The organism is Flavobacteriales bacterium (assembly GCA_013001705.1).
Lineage (GTDB): Bacteria > Bacteroidota > Bacteroidia > Flavobacteriales_D > JABDKJ01 > JABDLZ01.
Map to the genome: position 1 here is coordinate 1 of JABDLZ010000110.1, position 26,332 is coordinate 26,332.

General features: G+C 49.8%; 22 protein-coding genes and 1 riboswitch. Of the genes, 19 read left to right on the forward strand and 3 right to left on the reverse strand.

Going from position 1 to position 26,332, the window contains the following annotated elements; genetic code table 11:
* The 16 genes from HKN79_04500 to HKN79_04575 form a co-directional block, all read left to right on the forward strand.
* Positions 1 to 2,106: PASTA domain-containing protein (locus HKN79_04500; protein NNC82816.1), on the forward strand; the 2,106-nt coding region annotated here is incomplete at its 5' end.
* On the forward strand, positions 2,103 to 3,566 hold the full coding sequence (locus HKN79_04505; protein NNC82817.1) for a UDP-N-acetylmuramoyl-L-alanyl-D-glutamate--2,6-diaminopimelate ligase: 1,464 nt from the start codon (positions 2,103 to 2,105) through the stop codon (positions 3,564 to 3,566). The genes HKN79_04500 and HKN79_04505, both read left to right, overlap by 4 nt.
* A complete protein-coding gene (locus tag HKN79_04510; protein ID NNC82818.1) occupies positions 3,566 to 4,768 on the forward strand; it encodes a phospho-N-acetylmuramoyl-pentapeptide-transferase in 1,203 nt (400 codons plus the stop codon). The genes HKN79_04505 and HKN79_04510 overlap by 1 nt, the downstream gene beginning before the upstream one ends.
* 3 nt (positions 4,769 to 4,771) lie before the next feature.
* Positions 4,772 to 6,103 carry a UDP-N-acetylmuramoyl-L-alanine--D-glutamate ligase gene (gene murD, locus HKN79_04515; GenBank protein NNC82819.1) on the forward strand — a complete coding sequence of 444 codons (1,332 nt, stop codon included), beginning with the start codon at positions 4,772 to 4,774 and terminating at the stop codon, positions 6,101 to 6,103.
* A gap of 28 nt (positions 6,104 to 6,131) precedes the next feature.
* Positions 6,132 to 6,650, forward strand: a complete 519-nt coding sequence (locus tag HKN79_04520; protein ID NNC82820.1) for a hypothetical protein — start codon at positions 6,132 to 6,134, stop codon at positions 6,648 to 6,650.
* An 11-nt stretch (positions 6,651 to 6,661) separates the two neighbouring features.
* Complete coding sequence (locus HKN79_04525) at positions 6,662 to 7,186, forward strand: hypothetical protein (GenBank protein ID NNC82821.1); 525 nt, start codon at positions 6,662 to 6,664, stop codon at positions 7,184 to 7,186.
* Positions 7,187 to 7,189: 3 nt separating this feature from the next.
* The gene (locus HKN79_04530; protein NNC82822.1) at positions 7,190 to 8,431 is read left to right on the forward strand and encodes an FtsW/RodA/SpoVE family cell cycle protein; all 1,242 of its coding nucleotides are present in this window, start codon (positions 7,190 to 7,192) and stop codon (positions 8,429 to 8,431) included.
* Positions 8,432 to 8,435: 4 nt separating this feature from the next.
* Entirely contained in the window at positions 8,436 to 9,521 is a 1,086-nt protein-coding gene (murG, locus tag HKN79_04535; GenBank protein NNC82823.1) for an undecaprenyldiphospho-muramoylpentapeptide beta-N-acetylglucosaminyltransferase, read from the forward strand.
* A complete protein-coding gene (locus HKN79_04540; protein ID NNC82824.1) occupies positions 9,518 to 10,891 on the forward strand; it encodes a UDP-N-acetylmuramate--L-alanine ligase in 1,374 nt (457 codons plus the stop codon). The genes murG and HKN79_04540 overlap by 4 nt, the downstream gene beginning before the upstream one ends.
* A complete protein-coding gene (locus tag HKN79_04545; GenBank protein ID NNC82825.1) occupies positions 10,888 to 11,649 on the forward strand; it encodes a hypothetical protein in 762 nt (253 codons plus the stop codon). Before HKN79_04540 ends, HKN79_04545 begins: the two co-directional genes overlap by 4 nt.
* Before the next feature lie 11 nt (positions 11,650 to 11,660).
* A complete protein-coding gene (gene ftsA / locus HKN79_04550; protein NNC82826.1) occupies positions 11,661 to 12,926 on the forward strand; it encodes a cell division protein FtsA in 1,266 nt (421 codons plus the stop codon).
* A 36-nt stretch (positions 12,927 to 12,962) separates the two neighbouring features.
* Positions 12,963 to 14,624, forward strand: a complete 1,662-nt coding sequence (gene ftsZ, locus HKN79_04555) for a cell division protein FtsZ (GenBank protein NNC82827.1) — start codon at positions 12,963 to 12,965, stop codon at positions 14,622 to 14,624.
* A 2-nt stretch (positions 14,625 to 14,626) separates the two neighbouring features.
* Entirely contained in the window at positions 14,627 to 15,073 is a 447-nt protein-coding gene (locus tag HKN79_04560; protein NNC82828.1) for a GatB/YqeY domain-containing protein, read from the forward strand.
* A 61-nt stretch (positions 15,074 to 15,134) separates the two neighbouring features.
* Positions 15,135 to 15,710 (forward strand): nicotinamide mononucleotide transporter, encoded by a 576-nt coding sequence (locus HKN79_04565; GenBank protein ID NNC82829.1) that lies wholly within the window; start codon positions 15,135 to 15,137, stop codon positions 15,708 to 15,710.
* On the forward strand, positions 15,674 to 16,198 hold the full coding sequence (locus HKN79_04570; GenBank protein ID NNC82830.1) for an ATP-binding protein: 525 nt from the start codon (positions 15,674 to 15,676) through the stop codon (positions 16,196 to 16,198). Before HKN79_04565 ends, HKN79_04570 begins: the two co-directional genes overlap by 37 nt.
* Positions 16,188 to 16,286, forward strand: a riboswitch (TPP riboswitch). Its footprint overlaps the gene before it by 11 nt.
* A 30-nt stretch (positions 16,287 to 16,316) precedes the next feature.
* Complete coding sequence (locus HKN79_04575; GenBank protein NNC82831.1) at positions 16,317 to 18,788, forward strand: TonB-dependent receptor; 2,472 nt, start codon at positions 16,317 to 16,319, stop codon at positions 18,786 to 18,788.
* Here HKN79_04575 and HKN79_04580 read toward each other — a convergent pair.
* Positions 18,785 to 19,546, reverse strand: coding sequence for a geranylgeranylglyceryl/heptaprenylglyceryl phosphate synthase (locus HKN79_04580; GenBank protein NNC82832.1), 762 nt, complete (start codon positions 19,544 to 19,546; stop codon positions 18,785 to 18,787). The genes HKN79_04575 and HKN79_04580 overlap by 4 nt on opposite strands.
* Before the next feature lie 3 nt (positions 19,547 to 19,549).
* Positions 19,550 to 20,191 carry a 4'-phosphopantetheinyl transferase superfamily protein gene (locus tag HKN79_04585; GenBank protein NNC82833.1) on the reverse strand — a complete coding sequence of 214 codons (642 nt, stop codon included), beginning with the start codon at positions 20,189 to 20,191 and terminating at the stop codon, positions 19,550 to 19,552.
* An 80-nt stretch (positions 20,192 to 20,271) separates the two neighbouring features.
* Here HKN79_04585 and HKN79_04590 point away from each other — a divergent pair, with 80 nt between their 5' ends.
* Positions 20,272 to 21,591, forward strand: a complete 1,320-nt coding sequence (locus tag HKN79_04590; protein ID NNC82834.1) for an adenosylhomocysteinase — start codon at positions 20,272 to 20,274, stop codon at positions 21,589 to 21,591.
* 43 nt (positions 21,592 to 21,634) lie between these two features.
* Here HKN79_04590 and HKN79_04595 read toward each other — a convergent pair whose 3' ends face one another.
* Positions 21,635 to 22,060 carry a hypothetical protein gene (locus tag HKN79_04595; GenBank protein NNC82835.1) on the reverse strand — a complete coding sequence of 142 codons (426 nt, stop codon included), beginning with the start codon at positions 22,058 to 22,060 and terminating at the stop codon, positions 21,635 to 21,637.
* 35 nt (positions 22,061 to 22,095) lie between these two features.
* Here HKN79_04595 and HKN79_04600 point away from each other — a divergent pair, with 35 nt between their 5' ends.
* Positions 22,096 to 22,419, forward strand: coding sequence for a hypothetical protein (locus HKN79_04600; GenBank protein ID NNC82836.1), 324 nt, complete (start codon positions 22,096 to 22,098; stop codon positions 22,417 to 22,419).
* A gap of 291 nt (positions 22,420 to 22,710) precedes the next feature.
* Positions 22,711 to 26,332 (forward strand): TonB-dependent receptor plug domain-containing protein (locus HKN79_04605; protein ID NNC82837.1); only part of this gene is annotated, 3,622 nt, incomplete at its 3' end.

Below are 26,332 nucleotides of genomic sequence, written 5' to 3' on the forward strand. Positions count from 1 at the left end.
GATCTAGGCCGGGGATACTTCGTATTCGTAGTCACCTGTGTGGTGGCCCTGGCCATCGTGGTCCGCATTTTCATGATACAGTGGGGCGAGGCATCCGAGTGGAAACAGATGGCCGAGAATTTCGTGACCGAGTATCGGAGTATCGAGGCTGTTCGGGGTAACATCCTGGCCGATGATGGGAGCTTGTTGGCTACCTCGTTGCCGCTCTATGAGATCCGCATGGATCTCGCAGCTGATGGTCTGGATGATCAGACCTTCAGAGATGGAGTGGACTCCCTCGCTCATTGTCTGGCTCAGCTGTTCCCTGATAGAGGTAGGAGCGAGCGAGAATACAAGCAGTCTTTGTTGGAAGCATATCGACAGGGAAAGCGTTACCACCTCATCCAGAAAGAAGTAAAGTATCACCAAGTACAGCAGGCCAAGGAATTTCCCATTTTCCGAGAAGGGAGGTACAAAGGCGGAGTCATCTTCGAGAAGCAGAACAAGCGTATCTATCCCTTCGGACAGTTGGCCAGACGTACCATCGGTTATGAACGGGATGGAGTCACTCCGGTAGGGCTCGAGGGATCATATAGTCCGCAACTCAGTGGTACGGATGGTAAGCGATTAGAGCGAAGACTCATCGGTGGGCAGTGGATGCCTTTACATGATGGCAATGATATCGAGCCAGAAGATGGTCTGGATGTGGTCACGGCCATTGATATCAATATCCAGGATGTAGCAGAAAATGCCCTTCTCCAGCAGCTCGAAAAGAACGGGGCCGACCATGGATGCGTCATTCTGATGGAGGTCGAGACGGGATTCATCAAGGCCATAGCCAATCTTACTTATGATGAGGATTACGGATACATCGAGAAGTTCAATTATGCTGTAGGAGAATCCACTGAGCCGGGGTCCACTTTCAAATTGCCTGCCCTACTGGCTGCGATGGAAGAAGGGGTGGTCGATATAGAAGATACTGTCGACACGCACAATGGAAAGCGAAAATTCTTCGATCGCACCATGCGTGATTCCAACGATGAAGGCTATGGTCGCATCACTGTCAAAAGGGCCTTTGAGGTCAGTTCCAATGTCGGGATCAGCTCTGTAGTGTTCGATGGGTTCCGTCAGGACCCTCAGCGATTCATCGACCGTATCTATTCCATGGGACTGGCAGCTCCACTGGGCCTCGAGATCAAAGGAGAAGGAAAGCCGATGATCAAGAATACCTCTGATCGTTCTTGGTCAGGCGTGAGTCTTCCGTGGATCAGCATCGGCTATGAGACACTGCTCACTCCCTTGCAGATACTGACATTCTACAATGGAGTCGCAAATGATGGGGTCATGGTCAAGCCTCAATTCGTCACGGCACATCAGCGCTCCGGAGAGCAGGTCTGGAAGGCGGAGCCCATCGTACTCAACCCTGGAATTGCCTCTAGAGAGAATATAGAGCGCTGCAAGACCATGCTCGAAGGCGTGGTTGAACACGGAACGGCCAGCAACTTGAAGAATCCGGATTACCGTATCGCGGGCAAGACCGGAACGGCACAGATTGCCAAACGCGACTCGCAGGGATATGGGCACAAAGGAGAGCGTAGCTATCAGGCCTCATTTGTGGGCTACTTCCCGGCCGAGGACCCCAAGTATAGCTGTATGGTGGTCATCAACGCACCCGGCAATCACATCTACTACGGAAATCTGGTCGCAGGCCCGGTATTCAAGGAGATCTCGGATAAGGTCTTTGCCAAACGATTCGACCTACAGAAGCAGGATCCGACCTCCGAAGAACAAATGGCTTATAAAGTGCCCATTTCCAAGCATGGCTCGCAATCAGAATTACAGAAAGTCTTCAACGAATTCCAGGTCATACTGCAGAGTACAGATGTAGATGCTCCCTATGTACATACCTCCACGAAAGAAGAGAGAGTGGATGCGTCACCGCTGACCATCCATGAAGGCAAGGTCCCCAATGTGAAAGGCATGGGACTGACTGATGCCGTGCAATTACTGGAGAACCAAGGGATTACGGTAGCCGCTTCAGGAAGAGGCTACGTGAAAGGTCAATCCCTCTCTCCAGGGACCGCGGTAAGAAGAGGTATGAAGATCCATTTGGAGCTAGCACTGTGAAATTGCTGAAAGACATATTGTACAAGACGGGCCTTCAAGAGGTACATGGAGACCTGAACCTGGCCATAGAGTCCATTCACATGGATTCACGAAGTGTCTTGGCTTTCAGTGTATTCATTGCCGTACCAGGTACGCAGGTAGATGGGCATCGATACATCGATTCTGCCTTGGAGAAGGGAGCGGTGGCCATCGTGTGTCAAACACTGCCCGATGAACTCAAGGAGGGAATCACCTATGTGAGAGTTGCTGACACGGCCAAAGCACTGGGTCAGATGGCATCCAACTTCTACGACAATCCAAGTCAAGGCTTGAAAGTGGTGGGCATCACCGGCACCAACGGGAAGACCACTACGACCACACTGCTCTTCGACCTCTTCCGCTCATTGGGATATAAATGTGGATTGATCAGTACGGTGCACAATAGGATCGGGAAGGATACATTACCAGCTACTCATACCACTCCGGATCCTATAGCTCTCCAGCAGTTGTTCGCTCAAATGCTGGAGAAGAAGGTCACCCACTGTTTCATGGAAGTGAGTTCGCATGCCATTCACCAGCATCGGGTACAAGGAGTGGAATTCGATGTGGCGGTGTTCACCAATATCACCCATGACCACCTGGACTACCACGGAACCTTCAACGAATACATCAAGGCTAAAAAGAGACTGTTCGATGGACTCTCTTCCCAAGCGGATGCCCTCTACAATGTGGATGACCCTCATGGTGAGATCATGGTGCAGAACAGTAGTGCAAAGAAGCACTCCTATGCCATACGCTCGATTGCCGACTTCAGGGCCCGCATCATCGAGAATCATTTTGAAGGCTTGCATCTCATGCTGGATGGCAATGACCTCTACTCCAAACTGGTAGGAGGCTTCAATGCCTACAATATCCTTTGTGCCTACAGCACAGCACTGCTCCTCGGGGAGGACAAGTTGAGCATTCTGACCGCCATCAGTGGTCTGGAGCCAGTGGCGGGTCGATTCCAGTACATCAAAGGCCCCAGGGAGATAACTGCCATAGTGGACTATGCCCATACACCCGATGCGCTCAAGAATGTGCTCAAGACCATTCAAGAGATACGTACGGGGAATGAGAAAGTCATCACAGTTGTAGGTTGTGGCGGGGACAGGGATAAGACCAAGCGACCCATCATGGCCAGTGTGGCATGTGAATTCTCTGATAAGGTCATTCTTACCTCCGATAATCCCCGCACAGAGAAGCCGGAACAGATCATCGCGGACATGCAGGCCGGAGTAGAAGGTCAGCACTATAAGAAGACCTTATCCATCACTGACCGGAAGGAGGCCATACGCACAGCTTGCTCATTGGCAGAGCCCAACGATATCCTTCTGATTGCAGGTAAAGGGCATGAGAAGTACCAGGAGATACATGGTGAGCGACTCCCATTCGATGACTATGCCATCGTGAGTGAAACCCTCAAATCACTGGAGAACTGATGCTGTATCACTTGTTCGAATATCTCGAAGAGGCCTATCAGTTCCCAGGTGCACAGGTCTTCCAATACATCTCCTTCAGAGCGGCCATGGCCTTGATCACATCGCTGTTGATCTCCATGGTATTCGGTGGGTCTTTGATCACCAAGTTGAGAAAACTCCAAATAGGCGAGACCGTACGTGATCTCGGACTCGAAGGACAGATGCAGAAGCAGGGAACACCTACCATGGGAGGGCTCATCATTCTCGGAGGTATCCTCATTCCTACGCTGCTCTTTGCCCAACTGGATAATATCTACGTCATCACCTTGCTCATCACCACTGTTTGGTTGGGTACCATCGGTTTCTTGGATGACTATATCAAGGTGTTCAAGAAGAATAAGAAGGGGCTGGCTGGAAAATTCAAAGTGATCGGGCAGATAGGAGTAGGGCTGATCATCGGCTCCATCCTCTACTTCAATGATGATGCAGGTATCATGCATCAGGTAGAGATCGATGGGGAGACCGAGTGGATACAATCCAAGGCAATGGTCACCACCATCCCTTTTGTGAAGAACAATGAGTTCGACTATGAGTGGCTGGTCGCTTGGATGCCTGACGGAATGCAGGAGATAGCCTTGTTGGCTGCTTTCTTGATCATCGTCATATTCATCGTCACTGCTATCTCCAATGGGGCCAATATGACCGATGGACTGGATGGTCTGGCCACTGGGACTTCGGCCATTATCGGAGTGACCTTGGCCATTCTCGCCTATGTATCCGGCAATACTGTTTTCGCTGACTATCTGAACATCATGTACATCCCGGATTCTGGAGAACTGGTGGTCTACATCGCTGCATTCATTGGAGCTTGTGTGGGCTTCTTGTGGTATAACTCCTTTCCGGCCCAGGTATTCATGGGCGATACGGGCAGCCTGGCCATAGGCGGCATCATCGCTGTTTTCGCCATTGCTATCCGTAAAGAATTGCTGCTCCCCATCATCTGCGGGATCTTCCTGGCAGAGAACCTCTCGGTCATGATGCAGGTGGGCTACTTCAAATGGACGAAAAAGAAATATGGGGAAGGGCGGAGGATCTTCCGTATGGCCCCATTGCATCACCACTACCAGAAACTGGGATATCACGAGGCCAAGATCGTGTCCCGGATATGGATTGTGGGGATCATGCTGGCTGTGTTTGCCCTAGTAACGCTCAAACTGCGCTGAGCTATGGGAAAACTCGTGGTACTCGGCTCTGGCGAGAGCGGAATGGGTGCAGCGAAGTTGGCCAGGAAACATGGATGGGAGGTGCTGGTATCCGATAGGAATGCCATCACCGCGGAGCGAAAGGAAGTTCTTTCACGTATCGGAGCCCAATGGGAAGAAGGAGGTCACTCGGAAGAAGTGCTTCTGGCAGATGAGGTGGTAAAGAGCCCGGGTATACCGGATGATGTTGAAGTCGTCCAGTCACTGCTCAGAGCTTCTATTCCAGTCATCTCTGAGATCGAGTTCGCGAGTAGATATACAGCGGCCAAGATCGTAGGAGTGACCGGGACCAACGGTAAGACCACCACGGTGAATCTGATTCAGCACATCCTGCAGAAAGCAGGTATGGACTCGATTCTGGCAGGGAATGTTGGCAACAGTTTCGCAGCCGAGCTCTCGGTCAGGGACCCTGAGATCTGGGTCTTGGAATTGAGCAGTTTCCAGCTGGACGGAATCCGATCATTCAGACCGGATGTAGCTATACTGCTCAATATCACACCCGACCATCTCGATCGCTACCAAGGAGAGCTGGATCGCTATGTGGACGCCAAGTTCCGCATTGCTGAGAATCAGACTCCTGCGGATTATTTCATCTACTGTCATGATGACCCCATCATCCAACAAGGCTTCGAACGCAACACGATATCTGCGCATAGGATTCCATTCAGCATGGACATGAGAATGGAAGAAGGCGCATGGGTAGAGGAGGAGGATTTAACAACACTAATACACGGTAAACTGAACACTATGTCAATCTATAAACTAGCACTACAAGGAAAGCACAACCTATACAATTCAATGGCTGCTGCTATGGCCAGCAGGGTCTTGGATGTAAGCAGTGAGACGCTGCGAGAGAGTCTCGAGGATTTCCAAGGGGTAGAACACCGCCTGGAATTCGTGAGCAAGGTGAACGGAATAGAATACATCAATGACTCCAAGGCGACCAATGTCAATGCCACCTGGTATGCATTGGAATCCATGAAGAATGAGGTCGTCTGGATAGTCGGAGGAGTCGATAAGGGCAACGACTATAAGCAACTGAAGGATCTGGTCGATGAAAAGGTTAAGGCCATCATCTGCTTGGGAAAGGACAATGCCAAGATCATCAAGGCCTTCAAGAAGCTGGTGCCTGTCATACATGAGACCACATCTGCCTTGGAAGCCGTGAAATTGAGCAGCCTTATCGCTAAGAAAGGGGATACTGTGCTACTCTCTCCCTGCTGTGCCAGTTTCGACCTTTTCGAGAGCTACGAGGAGCGAGGAAGGATGTTCAAGCGGGCCGTACGATCCCTTTGATCTGATTCACTAAAAAACACACAACGCCATGATCAATACCAAATTCGATAAAGAGACCATCCAGGACCTGACAGACCGGCTGCTCGATGCGAGGAACAGCAATCTGAAAATGGTGTTGGACATAGAGCATAGGCTCGAGCATACCGCCACTATACAAGGCGTGGAGATAATCAACGATTCAAAGAGCACTTCGATGACCGCTACGCATTACAGTCTGAACTGTATGCAATCCCCGGTCATCTGGTTGCTTTCTTGTGTCGCGGCCGAGTCCGATCTGTCAGCACTGCGGGATATCGTAGAGGAGAAAGTGAGTGCCATTCTCTACCTAGGCCAAGAGGACTCTTCACTGGTCGAGGACTTCATTCAACAAGTGGATGTTATTCAATGTTGTGACACCATGGTCGAACTCATGGATGAGGCATTGAAATTAGCCGATGCCGGAGATACTATCCTGTTCTCTCCAGCGACTGCGGTCAGCGAACAGTTCGAAAGCTACAGACACAGAGGGGAAGAGTTCAAGCGCGCGGTCCAAACTATGATCGACTAAAACCTACAACCATGGGCAGATCCTTCACCATCCACAAAGGCAAGAAGAGCCAAGTAGAGAACTTCATGCATGCCAGAGCTCGAATGCTCGATGAGCTGAAATCTGCACAACATCGATTGGAAGAGGTGGAGGAGATCGATTCGGTGATGTTCGTCAATGACTCCAGTGCGACCAGTGTCATGGCCACCTTGGATTCGATACGTTGTATCTCCGACCCCTTGGTCTGGATACTCTGCGCTACTCCCTACGACAGGGATTTCATCCTCTTGAGCAAGATCGTCCGGCATAAGGTCAAAGCCATTATCGTGTGTGGCTTTGAAGCCCAGGATATCAAGTCGACCCTGTCCAGTGGCGTGGACAATTTCATCGTGGTCGAGGATCTGGAGGAAGCTGTGCTAGAAGCCAAGGGAATCGCTCAAGTAGGAGATGTCGTACTATTCTCACCCAGTGCGCCCGTGGGTAGATCCTATAATGATATCAATGAGCGAGGTGAGGATTTCAAGGAAAAGGTATCTCTACTCAGAGGTAGACTTTAAAGCATGAAGGAGCACCTGTTCAAATACCTGGAAGGGGATCGTATCATCTGGATCATCGCCATGATCTTTGCCCTGGTGTCGATCCTGGCGGTCTATAGCTCCATTTCTTCTCTAGCACATAAGTTCCAAGAAGGAAATACCTTCTACTTCCTTCTGAAACATGGTCTCATGCTGGTAACAGGATTCGGGATCATGTATGGCGTACACAAGATCCCGCATCGATATCTTTTCCGACTATCTCAGGTCCTGGTATGGGTGGCCGGTATCTTGCTGCTCTACACCCTTTTGTTCGGTGCGGAGATCAACCAGTCCAAGCGTTGGATCACCATACCCTTCACCAATCAGAGCTTCCAGACCTCTGACCTGGCCAAGATCGTACTCGTGGTCTATGTCGCTCGACTGCTCAGTCAGAAACGGAATCAACTCTCTGATCTACGTCAAGGTGTGCTCCCTATCATGGTGCCCATCATGATCATCGTCTTCCTCATCCTCCCGGCCAACTTCTCTACGGCATTCCTACTACTGAGTACCTGTCTGGTCATGATGTTCTTAGCGGGCGTGCGTATCGCACACCTGCTTTCATTGATCGCTGTGGGCATAGCAGGCTTCTTTCTGTTCCTAGCAGTGGGCTCGGTGGTACCCGGTTTGGATAAGCGTGTTGATACTTGGAAGAGTCGTATGTCATCTTTCATGCCCTCTGATGCTGAAGAGAAAGTATGGGATCAGGAGACAGGTACATTCATAGTCAAGGAGAATACTTCTGGCTCTGAGATGGACCTTCAAAGGAATTATCAGGTGGAGATGGCCAAGATCGCCATCCACCGCGGGGGTATTCTCCCCAACGGTCCCGGAAAAGGCACATCGAGGAACTACATGCCGCATCCCTATTCGGATATGATCTATGCATTCATCATAGAGGAATACGGAAGCCTACTAGGCGGTCTCGGATTGCTGATGTTGTACATCATCCTGCTCTTCCGGATACTGCGTATCGCGCGGGACAGCCACAAGAATTTCAGTATGTATCTCGCAGCAGGTCTGGGATTCCTTTTGGTATTCCAAGCACTGGCCAACATGGCCGTGGCCGTGAATCTCATTCCAGTGACCGGCCAGCCCTTACCGCTGGTCAGTATGGGTGGAACCTCGCTATGGTTCACCTGTCTGGCATTGGGAATCATTCTCAGCATCAGTAGAGAAAACCAACTCCCTCCGTCATCTAAAAACAGGAACAGAGCCATTGCCTAGATTCATCATCAGCGGAGGAGGTACCGGAGGACACATATTTCCAGCAATAGCAATCGCCAATGCACTCAAAGAGCGGGATCCGCAGAATGAGATCCTCTTCGTAGGTGCTGAGGGGCGTATGGAGATGCAGCGTATTCCGGATGCAGGCTACGAGATCATCGGCTTGGATATCGTGGGTATCCAGCGTAGGCTGACCTGGAAGAATCTCCTCGTGCCCTTCAAATTGATCAAAAGCCTTCTCAAAGCGCGCAAGGTCATCAAGAAATTCAATCCGGATGTGGCTATAGGTGTGGGAGGATATGCCTCAGGCCCATTGCTGAGAGTTGCCTCTTGGATGGGAATACCCACACTGATCCAAGAGCAGAATAGTTACCCGGGGATCACCAACCGATTGCTCGCCAAAAAAGCCCATTCCATCTGTGTGGCCTATGCAGGTATGGACCGATTCTTCGATGGTTCCAAGGTCAAGCTCACCGGCAATCCGGTGCGTAGCTCGCTGATCGGCATCGATGACCGCAAAGGGGAAGCTCTCGAATATTTCAAACTTCGTTCAGAACACCCTGTAGTGCTCATCATCGGAGGAAGCTTGGGTGCGCGTAGTATCAACCATGCCATCAGCAAGGCTGCAGATGAATATTGCCAAGCTGGCATACAGGTCCTCTGGCAGACCGGTAAGATCTACTATGAGGAGATGGTGGAAAAGCTCTCTGAAGAATCTGGAGAATGGATTCACCCGGTGCGATTCATCGACCGTATGGATCTTGCGTACGCTGCGGCTGATGTCGTGGTTTCCAGAGCTGGAGCGCTCTCCATCTCAGAGCTTTGTCTGGTGGGAAAGGCCGTGATACTTGTTCCTTCTCCCAATGTGTCTGAAGATCATCAGACCAAGAATGCCCAAGCACTGGTAGATAATGCTGCAGCTGAGTTGGTCAAGGATCATGAGGTCACCCCAAAGCTCTTGGAGCTGACTAAGGATCTCGTGGAGAATGAACCGAAGCGCAAGGCATTGGCAAGCAGTATCCTTCGTCACGCAAGACCTCAGGCTACGCAGGATATCGTCTCAGAGGTATATCGGATCATCAGCTCATGAGTAGCGTGGCTAGATATTTCTTCATCGGTATCGGTGGAATCGGCATGAGTGCACTGGCTCGATATCTCAAAGCTAATGGAGCGCTCGTAGGGGGATATGACCGCACGGCCACTCCTCTGACCCGAGCCCTGGAAGCGCAAGGAATGGCCATCATATATGCTGATCATTCTGAGTCCATTCCTCAGCAGTTCAGAAGCCCGGGCGATGACCTCCTGGTCATTCGCACGCCTGCTGTGCCCTTGCATGCTGCGCTTATTCAACATTACACGGCACTGGGAGTTCCAATGAAGAAACGGGCCGAACTCCTCGCTGATGTGGCTTCAACGCATCGCACCCTTGCCGTAGCAGGGACGCATGGCAAGACCACTACATCCAGCATCCTCGGTCATATCCTACATAGGTCACAGGTCGGTGCTACTGCATTTGTAGGGGGATTGATGACAGGTCACGAGAGCAATATCCTTATCGATACCGAAAGTGACTGGATGGTCCTCGAGGCGGATGAATTCGACCGCTCTTTCCACCATCTCGATCCCTGGGGAGCAATCATCACATCTATCGACCCGGATCACTTGGACATTTACGGGGATTCGGATACGTTCACCAAAGCCTTCGACTCTTTTGCCAGTAAGGTCAGAGGGCCACTTATTCTTGAAGAACACGTACAACTCCCATCTTCACATGAACGAACTCTCCGATATGGGATCGGCAAAGGGGATTATCGAGCTGAGGGTATAGAGGTGCGCGATGAAAGGTTCACTTTTGACATCCATGGACCAAGAATCCACTGGAAAGACCTTTCTATTCAATTACCCGGCAGACACAACATAGCCAATACCGTGGCAGCTGTGGCCATGGCCCATCAAGTGGGGCTTTCTGAAGAGGAGATTCGCTCAGGGATCGATTCCTACCAAGGGGTTAGAAGAAGATTCCAATTCATCATCGATAGGGAGGATCTCACATACATCGATGACTATGCCCACCACCCGAGTGAGATCAGTGCATGCATCTCAGCCGCAAGGGAATTGTATCCAGAAAGCAAGCTTACAGTCGCATTCCAACCCCATCTATACTCCCGTACCAGGGATTTCATGACAGGATTTGCAGAGAGTCTTTCTCAAGCAGACGAGATCATCCTCATACCTATTTACCCTGCCCGTGAAGAACCCATAGAGGGGGTGGATTCTGAAGCCCTCTTGGATGCTATCAGCATAACGAACAAAGTGCTGTGTGTAAAAGAGGACCTACCTACCGCCATTGCGGGTCGGGAATTAGAAGTTTTGTTAACACTGGGCGCAGGGGACATCGACCAAGAGATTCCCCGCATCAAAGAACTATTGACCAAAGGCAAGAACCCTACGGATCCGTGAGATCATTGAAGCACATAATCGTATTCTGTACCTGCACACTTTTAGCAGGCCTGCTGCTGGGATTCGCTGTGGATCGGAGCGCAGATGCACGATGCGAGGGATATGAGGTCCATCTCCTAGGAGATCCTGCATTGCGATTCGTCACGCCTGAGAGCTTGAGTGCATTTGTACATGAACATGGACATACCATCGAAGGGAGATACATGCGTGAGATAGACACCTATGGAATCGAGTCCGACCTGCTTACCATACCATTCATAGAGAATGCTACGGTCTATAAGACCATCGATCGTAAAGTGGAGATAGCAGTCAGCCAGCGCGTCCCTGTCATGAGACTCTTCTACACGGATGGCACGAGTTGCTATGTCGATGATACAGGAAGGATGATGGAATTGTGCGAGACATTCTCCTACAAATGCATGCCGGTCACAGGACTTGATCGCTCCTCAGGGACCGATGCGGAGAACGATCAACTGGATAAACACTTGAAACATCTCTGGAGTTTGGCGCTCTATGTCCGCCAAAACGACTTCTGGAATGCACAGATACTCCAAGTGGATATCGATCCAGAGAAAGGAGCGGTGCTTATACCCAGAGTGGGAAATCATCAGATCATTTTAGGAGAGGTCCAGGACTATATGGCCAAGCTGGACAAATTGAAGGAGTTCTATGACCAAGGAATTGATCAAACGAATTGGAATATCTATCGCAGTCTGGACCTCAGGTATGAGGGTCAGGTCATAGGAGTAAAACGTTGAGTAGAGAAGCTATGGAATCGAATGAACTAATAGTAGGATTGGATATCGGTACCACCAAGATCGCATGTATGGTGGGTCGTAAGAATGAGCATGGAAAGCTCGAGATACTCGGACTGGGCAGGGCGGAATCCATAGGCGTGAAACGCGGGGTGGTGTCCAACATCGAACAGACCGTACAATCCATCCGCCAAGCGGTGGAAGAGGCCGAATTGAGTGCCGGTGTAAGCATCAGTCACGTCAATGTAGGGATTGCAGGTCAGCACATACGCAGCCTTCAGCATCGCGGTATGATCACCCGTCATGAGTACGAGAATGAGATAGCAGAAGTGGATCTGGACATGCTCGAGAAGGACATGTACAAACTCATGATGCAACCCGGGGAAGAGATCATCACAGTCATTCCTCAGGAATATATCGTGGATAATGAGCAAGGCATCAAGGATCCCATAGGCATGTCCGGTGTACGATTGGAAGGCAATTTCCACATCATTACCGGTCAGCTTACAGCCATCAAGAATATTCACCGCTGTGTACACAAGGCAGACCTGACTGTCACAGGCCTCACCTTGGAGCCATTGGCAAGTGCGGCAGCCGTTCTGAGTGAGGAGGAGAAAGAGGCCGGGGTGGTACTCGTGGACATCGGTGGTGGTACTACGGATCTTGCCATTTTCCAAGATGGAATCATCCGACATACTGCGGTGATCCCATTCGGTGGTAACGTCATCACCGAAGACATCAAGGCAGGATGTACCATCATGAAGAAACAGGCCGAAGCGCTGAAAGTCAAATTCGGCTCTGCACTCCCACAAGAGAGTCAGAACAATGATATCATCTGCATCCCAGGATTCAGGAACCGACAGCCCAAGGAGATCTCCATGCGCAATCTGGCCCACATCATCCATGCCCGCATGGAGGAGATCATCGATCATATCTACTATGAGATATCCAATAGCGGATACGAGAGACAGCTCATCGCTGGGCTCGTGGTGACTGGGGGAGGTTCCCAGCTCAAGCATCTACAGCAGCTCTTCGAGTATGTCACCGGGATGGATGCACGGGTAGGTTATCCCAATGAGCATCTGGCCAACTCCAATGATCACACGGTCACCAGTCCCATGTACGCCACAGGTGTCGGATTGGTCATCAAAGGCTTTGAGCAGCTGGAGAAAGATGCCCGCAAGGGAATCACCTACGAACATAGCCGCAAGGACAAAGGCAATGTATTACAGAATTTCTTCAATCGGGTAAGCTCATACCTGAATGAGGACCATGAATAGCATAGAAGCACTAGCACACTTTAAAACAGAGATCCCATGTCATTAGAATTCAATATTCCCAAAGAGCGATCATCCATTCTCAAGGTCATCGGAGTCGGTGGAGGTGGAAGCAATGCCGTCAACCACATGTATCTGCAAGGAATCAAAGGCGTTGACTTCATCGTCTGCAATACCGATCAGCAGGCACTCGACATAAGTCCGGTTCCCTTCAAGGTACAGATCGGACAGACTCTCACCGGAGGACGAGGAGCAGGAGCCCAGCCAGAGGTCGGCCGCAACGCGGCTGTCGAGTCTATCGATGAGCTGAAGGATATCCTGGCCGATAATACCACCATGGTATTCATCACTGCTGGTATGGGAGGAGGTACCGGAACAGGAGCCGCACCGGTCATCGCTCAAACGGCCAAGGAAATGGGAATCCTCACCGTGGGTATCGTTACGATTCCTTTCGGCTTTGAAGGTCCACGAAGGAAGAACCTGGCCGAGGAGGGACTCGAGAATCTGAGGAATTCAGTGGACACCTTGCTGGTCATCAAGAACGATAAACTCCGCGAATTGCATGGTAATCTCTCTGTGACCAATGCCTTCCATGAGTCAGACAACATCCTTACGACAGCGGCCAAGGGAATAGCCGAGGTGATCAGCAGTATCGGGTATATAAATGTTGATATGAACGATGTCAATACCGTGATGAAGGACAGTGGGGTGGCCATTATGGGGTCGGCCACAGCTGATGGTGAAGGACGAGCCGAGAAAGCCGTCATGAAGGCACTGGAGTCTCCCTTGCTCAATGACAACAATATCAAGGGCGCCAGACATGTATTGCTCAATATCACCTTCGGTACACAGGATATCACCATGGACGAACTGGATGAGATCACCCACTTCATCCAAGCTGAAGCCGGTGACACGGCCGAAGTCATCATGGGATACGGTCAAGATGACCGATTGGGCGAAGAGATCAGCGTGACGGTCATCGCCACCGGATTCGAAGGCAATGAGCCACATTCAGGATTTGACAAGGAGCCTGAGAAGACCTACCGAGAATTGGATGAGGATGTGCCTACCATCATCACAGCTCCTATAGAAGGCGAAGAGATCACTCGACCATTGACCAATCCACTGGGAATGGATTCACAAGTCCCTGAAGATGTACCCTTGCCATCACAAGAGGACGAGCAACCTTTTCTCAAAGACGCTTCAGAGGAAGACCTGGCCGACAAGCCCTTGCAGCAGGATCTGGGATTTGATTTCGCAGAGATCTCCGGAACCAGAAGAACAGAAGAGCCACAAGCTGAACAGCAAGAAGCACCAGAGGCCGAGAAGAAGAACTACTTCGACCTTTTCGAAGATGAGAAGAGTATAGAAGAAGAGATGCCTCAGCAAGAAACGACCCTCTCTGAAAAAACAGTGGAAATGGAGGATGAGGTATTCGAGGAGCGCATCAGTCTGGATGAGCATCGCAAACGAGTCGAGGAGCGCATGGAGAGGATCAAGGAGCACGGCATGAAACTGCGGACCCCCAGCGGTCTGAGTGAACTCGAGTCAGAGCCGGCATACAAGCGCAAGAACATGAAGCTGGATGATGTTCCTCATTCATCAGAGAGCAACATGAGCAAGTACACACTCACCGATAAGGATACCGAAGGGATCACTTTGAGCAAGAACAATCCGTTCTTGGATAAGAATGTGGATTGAAGATGAGCATCGTAGATCAGATCAATGCGGATATCAAGTCGGCCATGTTGGCCAAGGAGAGGGATAAGCTCGATGCCCTCAGGGCGGTGAAGTCGGCCTTGCTTCTTGAAGCCACCAAGGGTTCCGATAGCGAAGTGAGCGATGAAGTGGCTACCAAGGTGATGATGAAGCTCCAGAAGCAGAGACTGGATGCTGCAGCGATCTACAAGGAGCAAGGACGCGATGACCTGCTGGAGGATGAGATGAAACAGGCAGAGGTGATCGCATCATACCTGCCCGAGCCAATGAGCGAAGATGAGGTTGAGGCTGAAGTGCGCAAAATCATTGCAGAAGTAGGAGCCACATCCATGGCCGATATGGGAAAGGTAATGGGCAAGGCGACCGCGGCTCTCTCCGGTAAGGCAGATGGCAAGGTCATCAGTGGTATCGTACGTAAGATATTGAACTAGTTTTGGTTAGCTTCTGGCCCCTCGCTTCTCTGTTCATGAGAAGGAGGGGCTTTTTCTATGCATGAGTATCTCCTTGGACATAGTGGAATGGACGGCCGTCCTACTTAACATCACCTATGTGGTGCTTGCTTGGTATCAGAAAAAGGCGTGTTGGATATTCGGTGGACTTGGCTCTGCCTTGAGCGTCTATTATTTCCAACATGATGCCATTCGCCTCTACTCTGAAGCGGGTCTCTATCTCTTCTACGTCTTTGTAGCGATATATGGCTGGTGGGTCTGGAATCGGCCGGATGCTCGACCTATTCACGAGCTGGAAATCAAAACCCATCTCAGCATCATCCTAGCTGGATTCCTCCTGGCTACCTTGCTCTCGTCTATCACTTCCAACTACACGGATGCAGCCAGACCCTTTGCAGATTCACTCAGCACGGTGTTCGGGATCTTGGCCACCTTCTTGACCATCCGTAAGGTGCTCAGCAATTGGATCTACTGGATCATCATCGACATCTTCTCCATCTGGCTCTACATATCCAGAGAATCCGAAGTGTATGCACTACAGATGTTCCTTTTCGCCATCTTAGCGCTCATCGGTTATCTGCAATGGAGAAAGGAGTATCGAATACAGGACAACGCATAGCGATCCTTGGGCCTGAATCTTCAGGCAAGACCTGGTTCGGTCATCAACTAGCAGAGTCTACAGGAGGTACATACGTAGCTGAGTTTGCCAGAGAATACCTGGAGGATCTCGATCGCCCCTATACCCTCAAAGACCTTGTCCATATTGCTGACGAACAATTTCGCAGGAATACTCAGTTATCTGAGGGTCCTCTCATATGCGACACAGAGATGATCACCATCTCCATTTGGGCGCAAGAGAAGTTCGATGAGGTTCCCTTACAGGTCCAAGAACTACTTCATGAGCAGTCCTTTGACCGATACCTTCTTTTTGCACCCGATATCCCATGGAGCTATGACCCATTACGCGAGAATCCCTCGGATAGGGAGCGTCTGTATGGGCTGTACAAGGGCGTTCTCAATAAACTCGGTCTAGAGGCCACGGTGATCAAAGGAACTTTTTCTGAAAGGGAAGACTGGGTGGAGCATGTATCTTCGCAACTGCGTTGAGGGGTGTCTCCGCAGATGCGGATTCTGAGATCATACCCTATGAACCTGGCCGGGTAATTCCGGGAAGGGAATAGCGTGCTCTCATGGGCATCTCTCTGCGTCTAATAGCATGAATACCATGAGACTACTTCCCATACTGTTCTTCCTTCTACCCGTACTCTGCCATTCCCAGTTCACCCTCTCCGGTGAGGTGCGATCTACTGATGATGAAATCCTTGCAGGTGCCACCATACACGTGGTAGACACCTACATGGCTACAGCAAGCAATGCTCAGGGTATGTACCGACTGACCGGACTGGCTGCAGGTAGCTATACCATCGAGGTGAGGTATATCGGATTTGAGACTCAGGAGAAGGTGGTCGAAGTTGTCGGAGAGGATCTACAAGTCGATTTTGAAATGACTCCCTCCATCATCAATGCCCAAGAGGTGGTCGTAAAAGCGAGCCGAGCCAGCGAATCAGACCCTATAGCCTATACAGAACTCACTAAGATGGACCTGGTCGATCGAAATCTGGGAATGGATGTGCCAGAGGTACTGAATACCGCTCCTTCACTATACTTCACTTCTGATGCTGGAAATGGCATAGGCTATACCTATCTCAGACTACGAGGAAATGATCAGACCAATATCAACGTGACGATAAACGGAGTGCCGCTGAATGATGCAGAATCCCAAGGGGTGTTCTGGGTGGATCTTCCGGACCTGATCGCCTCTACCAACAATATCCAGATACAACGGGGTGTGGGTACATCCACCAACGGAGCTGGGGCGTTCGGAGGCTCCATCAACCTCTTGACCTCTGGCTCAGAAACTGAGCCCTATGGTATGATAGACCTCGGTGGAGGGAGCTTCAACACCGCCAAATTCTCGGTCGGATTTGGGACTGGTCTGCTCAATGAGCACTTCAGTCTGCAAGGTCGTATCTCATCCATCTCTTCCGATGGGTATATGGATCGCAGTGCGGCAGAACTCAGAAGCTATTTCCTCTCAGGAGGTTATCAGGACGAACGCACCAGCGTAAGGGCGATGATATTCGGTGGGGATGAGGTGACTCAACAAGCTTGGTGGGGTGTGCCTCGGGCTAGATTGGATAATGATGAAGCTGGAATGCAGGCCTTTGCCGCTGACAATGGATGGAGCGAGGCCAATACACAGAACCTCTTGGATTCCAATCGCAGATTCAATTACTACACCTATGACAATGAAGTGGATGACTACGGACAAGACCACTATCAACTTCATGTCTCCAGAAGGACCTCTTCTCACTTATCCATCAATGGAGCTCTACACTATACCAAAGGCCAAGGATTTTTCGAGCAGTATCAAGATATGGATAATGCCTATGACGATACTTCCTTCGATGACTATGGAATCACCGACCCAGTCATCGGTGGGGATACGATATCCTCAGCTGATTTCATCCGCAGACGATGGCTGGATAACGACTTCTATGGATTTATTGCATCGGCCACATACACCGAGGGACCATGGTCTATAGTAATAGGCGGAGGAGCAAATAGGTACGATGGTCTTCACTACGGTGAGCTCATCTGGGCCTCAGTTGCTGGGGATTCGTTCATCCGGGATAGATACTATGAGAACGATGCTGTGAAAGATGACGCCAATATCTACACCAAAGTGCGATGGGAGATGAACGAGGCCTGGAGTACCTATGTGGATCTACAGGGTCGCTTCATCGACTATTCCTTCCAAGGCCTGTTGAGTGATGCCACATCAGCCGATCAATCTGTAGGATATCGCTTCTTCAATCCCAAGGCCGGTCTGAACTGGAGACCGAGCACTGCACATCGAGCCTTTATTTCTTTCGGAGTCGGCAACAAGGAACCCAACCGGGATGACCATGTGCTATCTACTCCGAATGACCGACCCAGGGCTCAGACACTCTTTGATACCGAAATAGGCTATGCCTATAGTTCTCAGAAAATTTCGTTCGAGGCGGTTCTATATAATATGCAGTACCAAGATCAACTCATCAATACAGGGGAGATCAACGATGTAGGTGAAAACGTAAGGACCAATGTAGCGGACTCATACCGAAGAGGGGTGGAATTGATATTCAAGGCACGCCCTATTGAAAGATTCGAAGTGGACTTGAATCTGGGTCTGAGCCAGAATGTGATCCAAGACCATGTGGAATTTGTCACTGACTTCTTGGATTACTCATTGGTCGAGCAAGACCTGGGCGATGTGACCATTGCTTATTCTCCCTCTGTGATCGCTTCTGGACAATTAGCCTATGATCTTTTCAGGAAGACAGATGACAAGAGCGGGCTCAGGATCAATCTGATCTCTAAATACGTAGGGGAGCAGTATCTGGATAATACCGAGACCGAAGGCCGCACGATCGATGCCTTCTGGGTCAATGATATCCGATTGGACCTCGACCTGAATCCCCAATGGGCCAAGAATATCCGTCTGAATCTGCTTGTCAGGAATATCCTAGATGAAGAATACGTTTCCAATGGGTGGACGTATCGCTATCTCTATGCTGGTGAGGAAGTGTCCTTTGATGCACTCTTCCCGCAGGCCGGAGTCAACTTCATGACCGGATTGACGGTAGAGTTCTAGGATTTCACAGAAAGGCTGTGAACAGCAATGCTGATGTCTTGGAATAGGGAAGGGTCTTCTTCGAAGGCTGTTCCTACTACAATCATATCCGCTCCAGAACTACAGGCAGCTTGAGCCTGTTCGGCATTTCGTATCCCACCTCCGATGATGAGAGGTATATCGATCGCCTTTCGCACCGACTCGATCATCCGGGGTGTGATGGGCATGGCAGCTCCACTTCCACCGTCCATATAAATGCACGACATATTCAGATACATTCCGGCCATGGCCGTGGCCACGGCTATTTCGTCCTTGTCATGTGGTATCGGGCTGCTCTGACTCATGTAGTGAGCAGTGGTGAGATTGCCACATTGCACCAGCATATATCCTGTGCTCATCACATGCAGGTCGGTCTGCTTGAGCAGAGGAGCTGCTTCTACCTGTTTTCCGATAAGCAATTCCGCATTGCGACCGGATAGGAGCGATAAGAATAGTATACCATCAGCCCGGGCATCGATCTGGGATGGGCCAGAAGGAAAAAGATAGATCGGTCGATCACTCCTGGACCTGACGGCCTCGATAGTCGCCCTCAGGCGGTCTGTAATGAGCAAGGATCCACCTATCAGGAACAGATCAGCACCATTCTCATCCATGTAGCTGATCCGATCAGCCTGTGCATCATCGAACTTATCCGGGTCCAGAAGCACGGCCAGAAGTTTCTTGCCTTCATTCCTTGCACTTGCCAGAAGATCTTGAAGTGGACCGCTTCTTCTTGCCATCTCTTAATCGCTATAGCAACAGTGTGCTATGAAATATCCGTTGAGCTTGTGGTAATGGACCTCATGTGCATGTGGACCATCAAAACGATTGGCCAGGACAGACATTACTCCTTGATCATCTGGAACTTCATCCTGGGTGCGTATCTCCTTGAAAGGAAGATGGTGCTTGTGTACTTTGAATACAGACTCCTTGACCGACCAGAGTACCTGTAGATAATCGAGATCCTTTCCGCAGGCAGAGTATCTTCCTTCCTCTTCTTCATTGAGGAACTTGCTGGAGATCCGCTTCAGTTTCTCGTCCCGCTTCTGTATGTCTATCCCCACTTCACAATCATCATGTATGATCATGGCCACCTTATCATAGGAATGGCTGTAGGAGACACATCGATCGTCCTCTACGAGGTGTGGCGCACCGAATTGGTCATAGTAGATTCCCTGAAAGGTATCGATGACATCACTGGAGAGAAGCCTTGAGGCATACCATTGCTTGCGCTTGCGCGGGACTTTGATCGCCTCTACATCGGCCAAGTGGGTCTCACCTTGAGCATGTAGGTACATTTCTTTCAGTTGGGCCTCGGTCTCATCGATGTGCCATATATAAACAGCACTTGTGTCCGGCATGATGATCTTGTCCGTTATCGGCATAGTTTCAGTGTTTCGGTTTGCTCTTAAAAGGCCTTCGCTTCAAGCTAAAGCGTATTTTTGCGGCAAAATAATCGTAGGTAATGAATAATCAGGTAGAAACCTCCCAAATGCAGTACAAAGTAAAAGATATTACGCTGGCAGAATGGGGAAGAAGAGAAATCGAATTGGCCGAGGCTGAAATGCCGGGTCTCATGGCGCTTCGCGAAGAATACGGTGAGAGCAAACCACTGAAAGGAGCACGCATCGCTGGATGTCTCCATATGACCATCCAGACGGCCGTCCTCATTGAGACCTTGATCGAGCTAGGAGCTGAAGTGACTTGGAGTTCTTGCAACATCTTCTCTACACAGGACCATGCGGCTGCAGCCATTGCCGCGGCCGGTATTCCAGTATTTGCTTGGAAAGGAATGAATGAAGAGGAATTCGATTGGTGCATCGAACAGACCTTGAATGCTTTCGAAGGAGGTAAACACCTCAATATGATCTTGGATGACGGTGGTGACCTCACCAATATGGTCCTCGACCGATTCCCAGAGTTGGTTCCGGATATCAAAGGATTGAGCGAAGAGACCACTACTGGAGTTCACCGTCTGGTCGAGCGCGAAAAGAATGGAACCCTGCCAATGCCTGCCATCAATGTCAATGACTCGGTCACCAAGTCCAAGTTCGACAATAAGTATGGCTGTAAAGAATCCTGTGTGGATGCCATACGCAGAGCAACCGATGTGATGATAGCAGGTAAAGTCGCTGTAGTTGCCGGTTATGGTGATGTAGGTAAAGGAAGTGCAGCTTCACTTCGCGGGGCTGGTGCTCGTGTCATCGTGACAGAGATCGACCCGATCTGTGCGCTACAGGCGGCCATGGACGGTTTTGCAGTCAAGAAGATGGTGGATGCCGTCAAAGAAGCTGATATCGTAGTGACTGCCACCGGCAACAAGGATATCCTCACCGGAGAGCATTTCAAGTCCATGAAGGACAAGACCATCGTAGCTAACATCGGACACTTCGATAATGAGATCGATGTGGCTTGGCTCAATGATAACTACGGTGACCATAAAGTGGAGATCAAGCCTCAGGTAGATAAGTACACTATAGATGGCAAGGACATCATCCTACTGGCCGAAGGCCGTCTGGTCAACCTGGGTTGTGCTACGGGTCACCCGTCATTCGTGATGAGTAACTCCTTCACCAATCAGACCTTGGCACAGATCGAACTGTGGACCAATACGGATGCCTATGATAACAAGGTCTACATGCTGCCCAAGCATTTGGATGAGAAGGTGGCCAGATTGCACCTCGAAAAGATCGGAGTGGTACTCGAAGAGTTGACCAGCGATCAAGCAAACTATATCGGAGTTCCTCAAGAAGGGCCATTCAAGCCTGAACATTACAGGTACTGATTCTTTCAGGAAACACCGAGAATCATTCGAATGGGGGTCTTCATCAATTGAAGACCCTCAGTTCGTTTATCGCACCATTATAAGAGGTGCGGTAGGTGGTCAGTGGGAAGGAAGCAGGACCTTGAGTGACCGAACCATCCGTGATGACGAATCGGCTGCCACAGACATTGGTATCGGCCGCAATGATATTATCCTCCAATACATGCACTCGATCCCCATTGATGGGTTCATAGGGGCAATGTCTGTCCATGGCCGTGAATTCTTCGGTACCGGCCCTATAGACGATGATACCTCGCGATCCCCCAGTAACATACACCCACCCTCCTGGGGTGTTGAGAGGTTGCCATTGAGGAAGATTCAATGATAAGGTGATATCGACCGGTACATTGGGCACCCTTTGGTCATCATCGTCCTTGCATGCAGCGAAGGATATCAGGGTCAGAATGAAGAAAAGGAAATACCTCACCATGCAAAACTATGGGCTTGTGCCGTTATTTTGACACCATGTTCAGACGTATTATCATCGCGATCATTGCCTTGAGTTCCCTTATTTCTATCGATGCGCCAGCACAGAAGAAGAAATACAAGGCGCCCAAGGATCCACAGAAAGAGGCTCTGAAGAAGGAAGAGCAAGAGGCCAAGCAGTTGGACAAGGACATTGCCAAGATGAAAAAAGAGCATCGCAAGCTTCAAGGCAAAAAGACTGCAAAGAGGATGAAGAGGAACAAGAAGCGATCGGATCGATACGGTCGTGGTCAGAAGGATCCATTCCTCCAGCGACTCTTCAATAAGAAGAAGTACAAGAAGGTCAAATCGAAAGATGGCTGATCGAGTATTCAGGATTGAGATTCAACAGCTTTTAATGGTCCGGTAACATTCGTTATCCCGTGGTCCTACACCTACATTTGGACATGCGATCGATATGAATTCTAGTATACCTACTATGAATTGAGATAATCCATCGCTTAACACTCAGTATAGATTGCAGACAGAATCGCAAAACATATATCTTTACGGCCTTTGTGAAAAGCAGATAAACCAAAACAGAACCGCTATCCCATGATTTCAAGGCTACGATTCGTATTGTTTTTTGTAGGTATCCTGTTCACGTCCAGCCTCATGGCTCAGACCGGTGCCGGCACGTTGAAAGGTAAGGTGACAGACGCTAGCAATGGAGAGCCTCTCCCATTTGCCAATGTCGTTGTACTCGCTGGTGAGACCCAAGTCGGTGGTGGAGCCACTGATTTCGATGGGAACTTCACCATCAAACCTATTCCTCCTGGCTCCTACAACGTGAAATGTGTATTCGTAGGATATAATCCTAGAGTCATTTCTGGAGTGATCATCAAAGGAGACAAGATCACCTTCCAGGATTTCGCCCTCTCTGCAGGTGTGAATCTAGATGAAGTCATCGTAGTTGAATATGTAGAACCACTGATCGATAAAGATGGTGGTGCCTCAGGTGGAACCGTCAGTAGGGCAGATATCGATAAGATGTCAGCTCGTACAGCAACAGCGGTAGCAAGTACCATCGGAGGGGTATCCGGTGCCGGACAGACCGGGAACAATGAAGGGAACATCTCCCTGCGTGGAGCGCGATCGGACAACACCTATTATTATATAGATGGTATCAAAGTAAGGGGTGCGACCAACCTTCCTAAGTCGGCCATCGAAGAAGTATCTGTGATAACAGGTGGAGTACCTGCTAACTATGGAGATGCCACCGGAGGTATCATCAGCATCACCACCAGAGGAGCTTCGTCCGAATTCTTCGGAGGAGTAGATATCCTCAGTAGCGGATTCCGCTCAGGAGATGAGATCGTAGGTCTGGACGGATTTGGACAGACCCAATTAGAGGCCTATCTCTCAGGACCTATTCTCTTCAAAAAAGACGAGAATGGTGAGAAGACCGATCCTTTACTTGGATTCTTCCTTTCTACCAACGTTAGGAAATTCGAGGATAGAAGACCTTCAGCTATCGGACATTGGTACCTGACCGAAGAAGCACAGACCGAATTGGAGAACAATCCGGTATTCTTCACTCAGAACTCGGACGGTTCATTCTCTCAGCAGCTTGCAGCAGACTACCTGACCTTGGATGATTTCGAAAATGTCACTGCGGCCAAGAACGCAGATGAGTTCGCAGCATCACTTCAGGCCAAGTTCGACCTGAACATCAACAAGAATTCGGTATTCACTATAGGTGGATCAGCTGACTTTAGGGATAGGAATGATTTCAGGAATTACGGTTATACAGCCACCAATTCCATCGCGAACATTGGTGCTCAGAGCCGATTGAATAGTGTGCTCAACTGGAAGAACAATGCAACTACCGAGCAATTGACCTGGAGAGGTTTTGCACGATACACGCAGCGATTCAACTCCTCTGAGGAGTCTAAAGTGAAGAATGCGTACTACACCATCGCTCTGGATTACTCTAAAGTTTTGATCACTACCAAGGATAGGAACCACGAAGACAACTTCTTCAACTATGGTCATGTAGGGACCTTTGATGTGGAGCGTGGTCTGACCTTTGCGCAGAATCAAGAGACCGGTGAGATCGAGCAGAATGGAATCGCTACGTATTACACAGGCTATACACCTGGAACGGCTAATCCGATACTTGCAGGCGTGAATGTCGGGGCATTCGCCACCACAGAGATATCCGGTGATACCTTGGATGCAGATAACATCAATATAATAGGTGTAGGTAACGGTAATATCCTCAATCGACCCTATGGATTCTTTGCCAACGTAGGTACTCCAGCAAACTTCTACCGGGATAGGAACAACTCCCAATTCCGTTTGACCACTTCAGGTACAGCAGATATCGGAGACCACGCCATCACACTGGGAATCGAGTATGAACAGCGTGTAGACCGTGGATTCGACATGGCTCCTGTAGGTCTTTGGGAAAGAGCAAGACAATTGACCAATGACCATATCTCGCCCATCGATACTACAGTTCTGTATTCCGGATACTATGCGGAGGTCGGAGATTTCGTGAATGTATTCCAACCTCAGGTCGATGTGGGTCAGCAAACGGCATTCGACCGAGCCTTGAGGATTGCCCTAGGGCTAGACCCAGAGGGAGATGATTTTCCTATGGGTGACCAGAATGATCCAGCAACCCTAGCATCGTATCTCGATTGGATCGATAATAACTTCATCGATGTAGAATCACTGGATCCAGCTCTTCTCAATCTGGATATGTTCTCAGCTGGTGACCTGCTTAGAGATGGTGCCAACCTGGTCAGTTACTGGGGATATGACCACACAGGAGACATATTGACTTCAGACCCGAGTCTGGAAGACTATTTCACTGCAGTAGATGAGAACGGTTTCAGGACCTATGCGGTCGATGCCTTCCGTCCGGTGTATATCGCAGGATATATCATGGACAAGTTCGCATTCGATGATATCATATTCAATGTCGGAGTGCGTGTAGATAGATTCGATGCCAACCAGAAAGTACTCAAAGATGAATACATCGTAAGGGACTTCTACACGGTAGGAAATAACCCGCAGTTCGATGAGCATCCCGCGAGTATCGGTGATGACTACGTGGTATATGTAGATGACCCCATCTCTCCCACACAGGTAAGAGGATATCGTACAGGGGATGATTGGTTCAACTCTGATGGTACATCCATCGTTGATCCAGAACAATTGCAGATCGGTGTATCATCCTACCCATATCTCACCACTACGGAAAATGAATTGACAGCGGGAGCTTTCAAGGACTACGAACCTCAGGTCAATGTGATGCCTCGTGTGGCATTCTCATTCCCTATCTCTGATGAGGCCGTATTCTTTGCTCACTATGACATCTTGACGCAGCGTCCAGAAAGAGGGATACGCATCCAGCTTCAGAACTACGAGTTCATTCAGACACAGAATAATGTGATCAACAACCCTGCGCTCAGACCTACGACCACGATCGACTATGAGCTAGGGTTCCAGCAGGTCTTGAGTAGAAGCTCTGCCTTGAAGATCTCAGCATTCTATAGAGACATGCGTGACATGATCCAGGTGCGCGAGCTTCCAGGAGCTTTCCCTGAAGACTATATCACTTATAGAAATATCGATTTCGGTACAGTCAAGGGTCTGACCCTTACCTATGACCTTAGAAGAACGGGTAACACGCGTATCAATGCCAACTACACCTTGCAGTTCGCAGGTGGTACGGGTTCCAATTCTACAAGTGGATTGAACCTAGCAGCCTCCGGTCAACCGAATTTGCAGAATATCGCTCCATTGGCCTATGATCAGCGTCACGCGATCAATGTGACATTCGACTATCGATATGGAGAAGGAAAGGACTACAATGGTCCGGTCTGGTTCGGGAAGCAGTTCTTTGCCAATACCGGAATGAATCTGATCGCCAACCTCGGTTCAGGTACACCATACAGTAATACCAAACGTGCTGTAAGCGTTCTGGATGGAAGAACTTCTGGTGGACTTGCCGGTACGTTGAATGGAGCACGTCTCCCGAGCATCTTCACTCTGAATGCTCAGTTCGATAAGAACATCACACTGAAATTCGGCAAGAACGATGAAGGAGAGAAGGCCAAGACAGCCAACCTCAACATCTACCTGCTGATCAACAACCTACTGAATACACAAAATGTGGTAAGGGTATATCCATTCACCGGTGACCCGGATGATGATGGATTCCTTGTAACTCCGGAAGGTCAACAGGCCGTAGCTGGTGCTCCGAGCCCTGAAGCCTATGCTGACC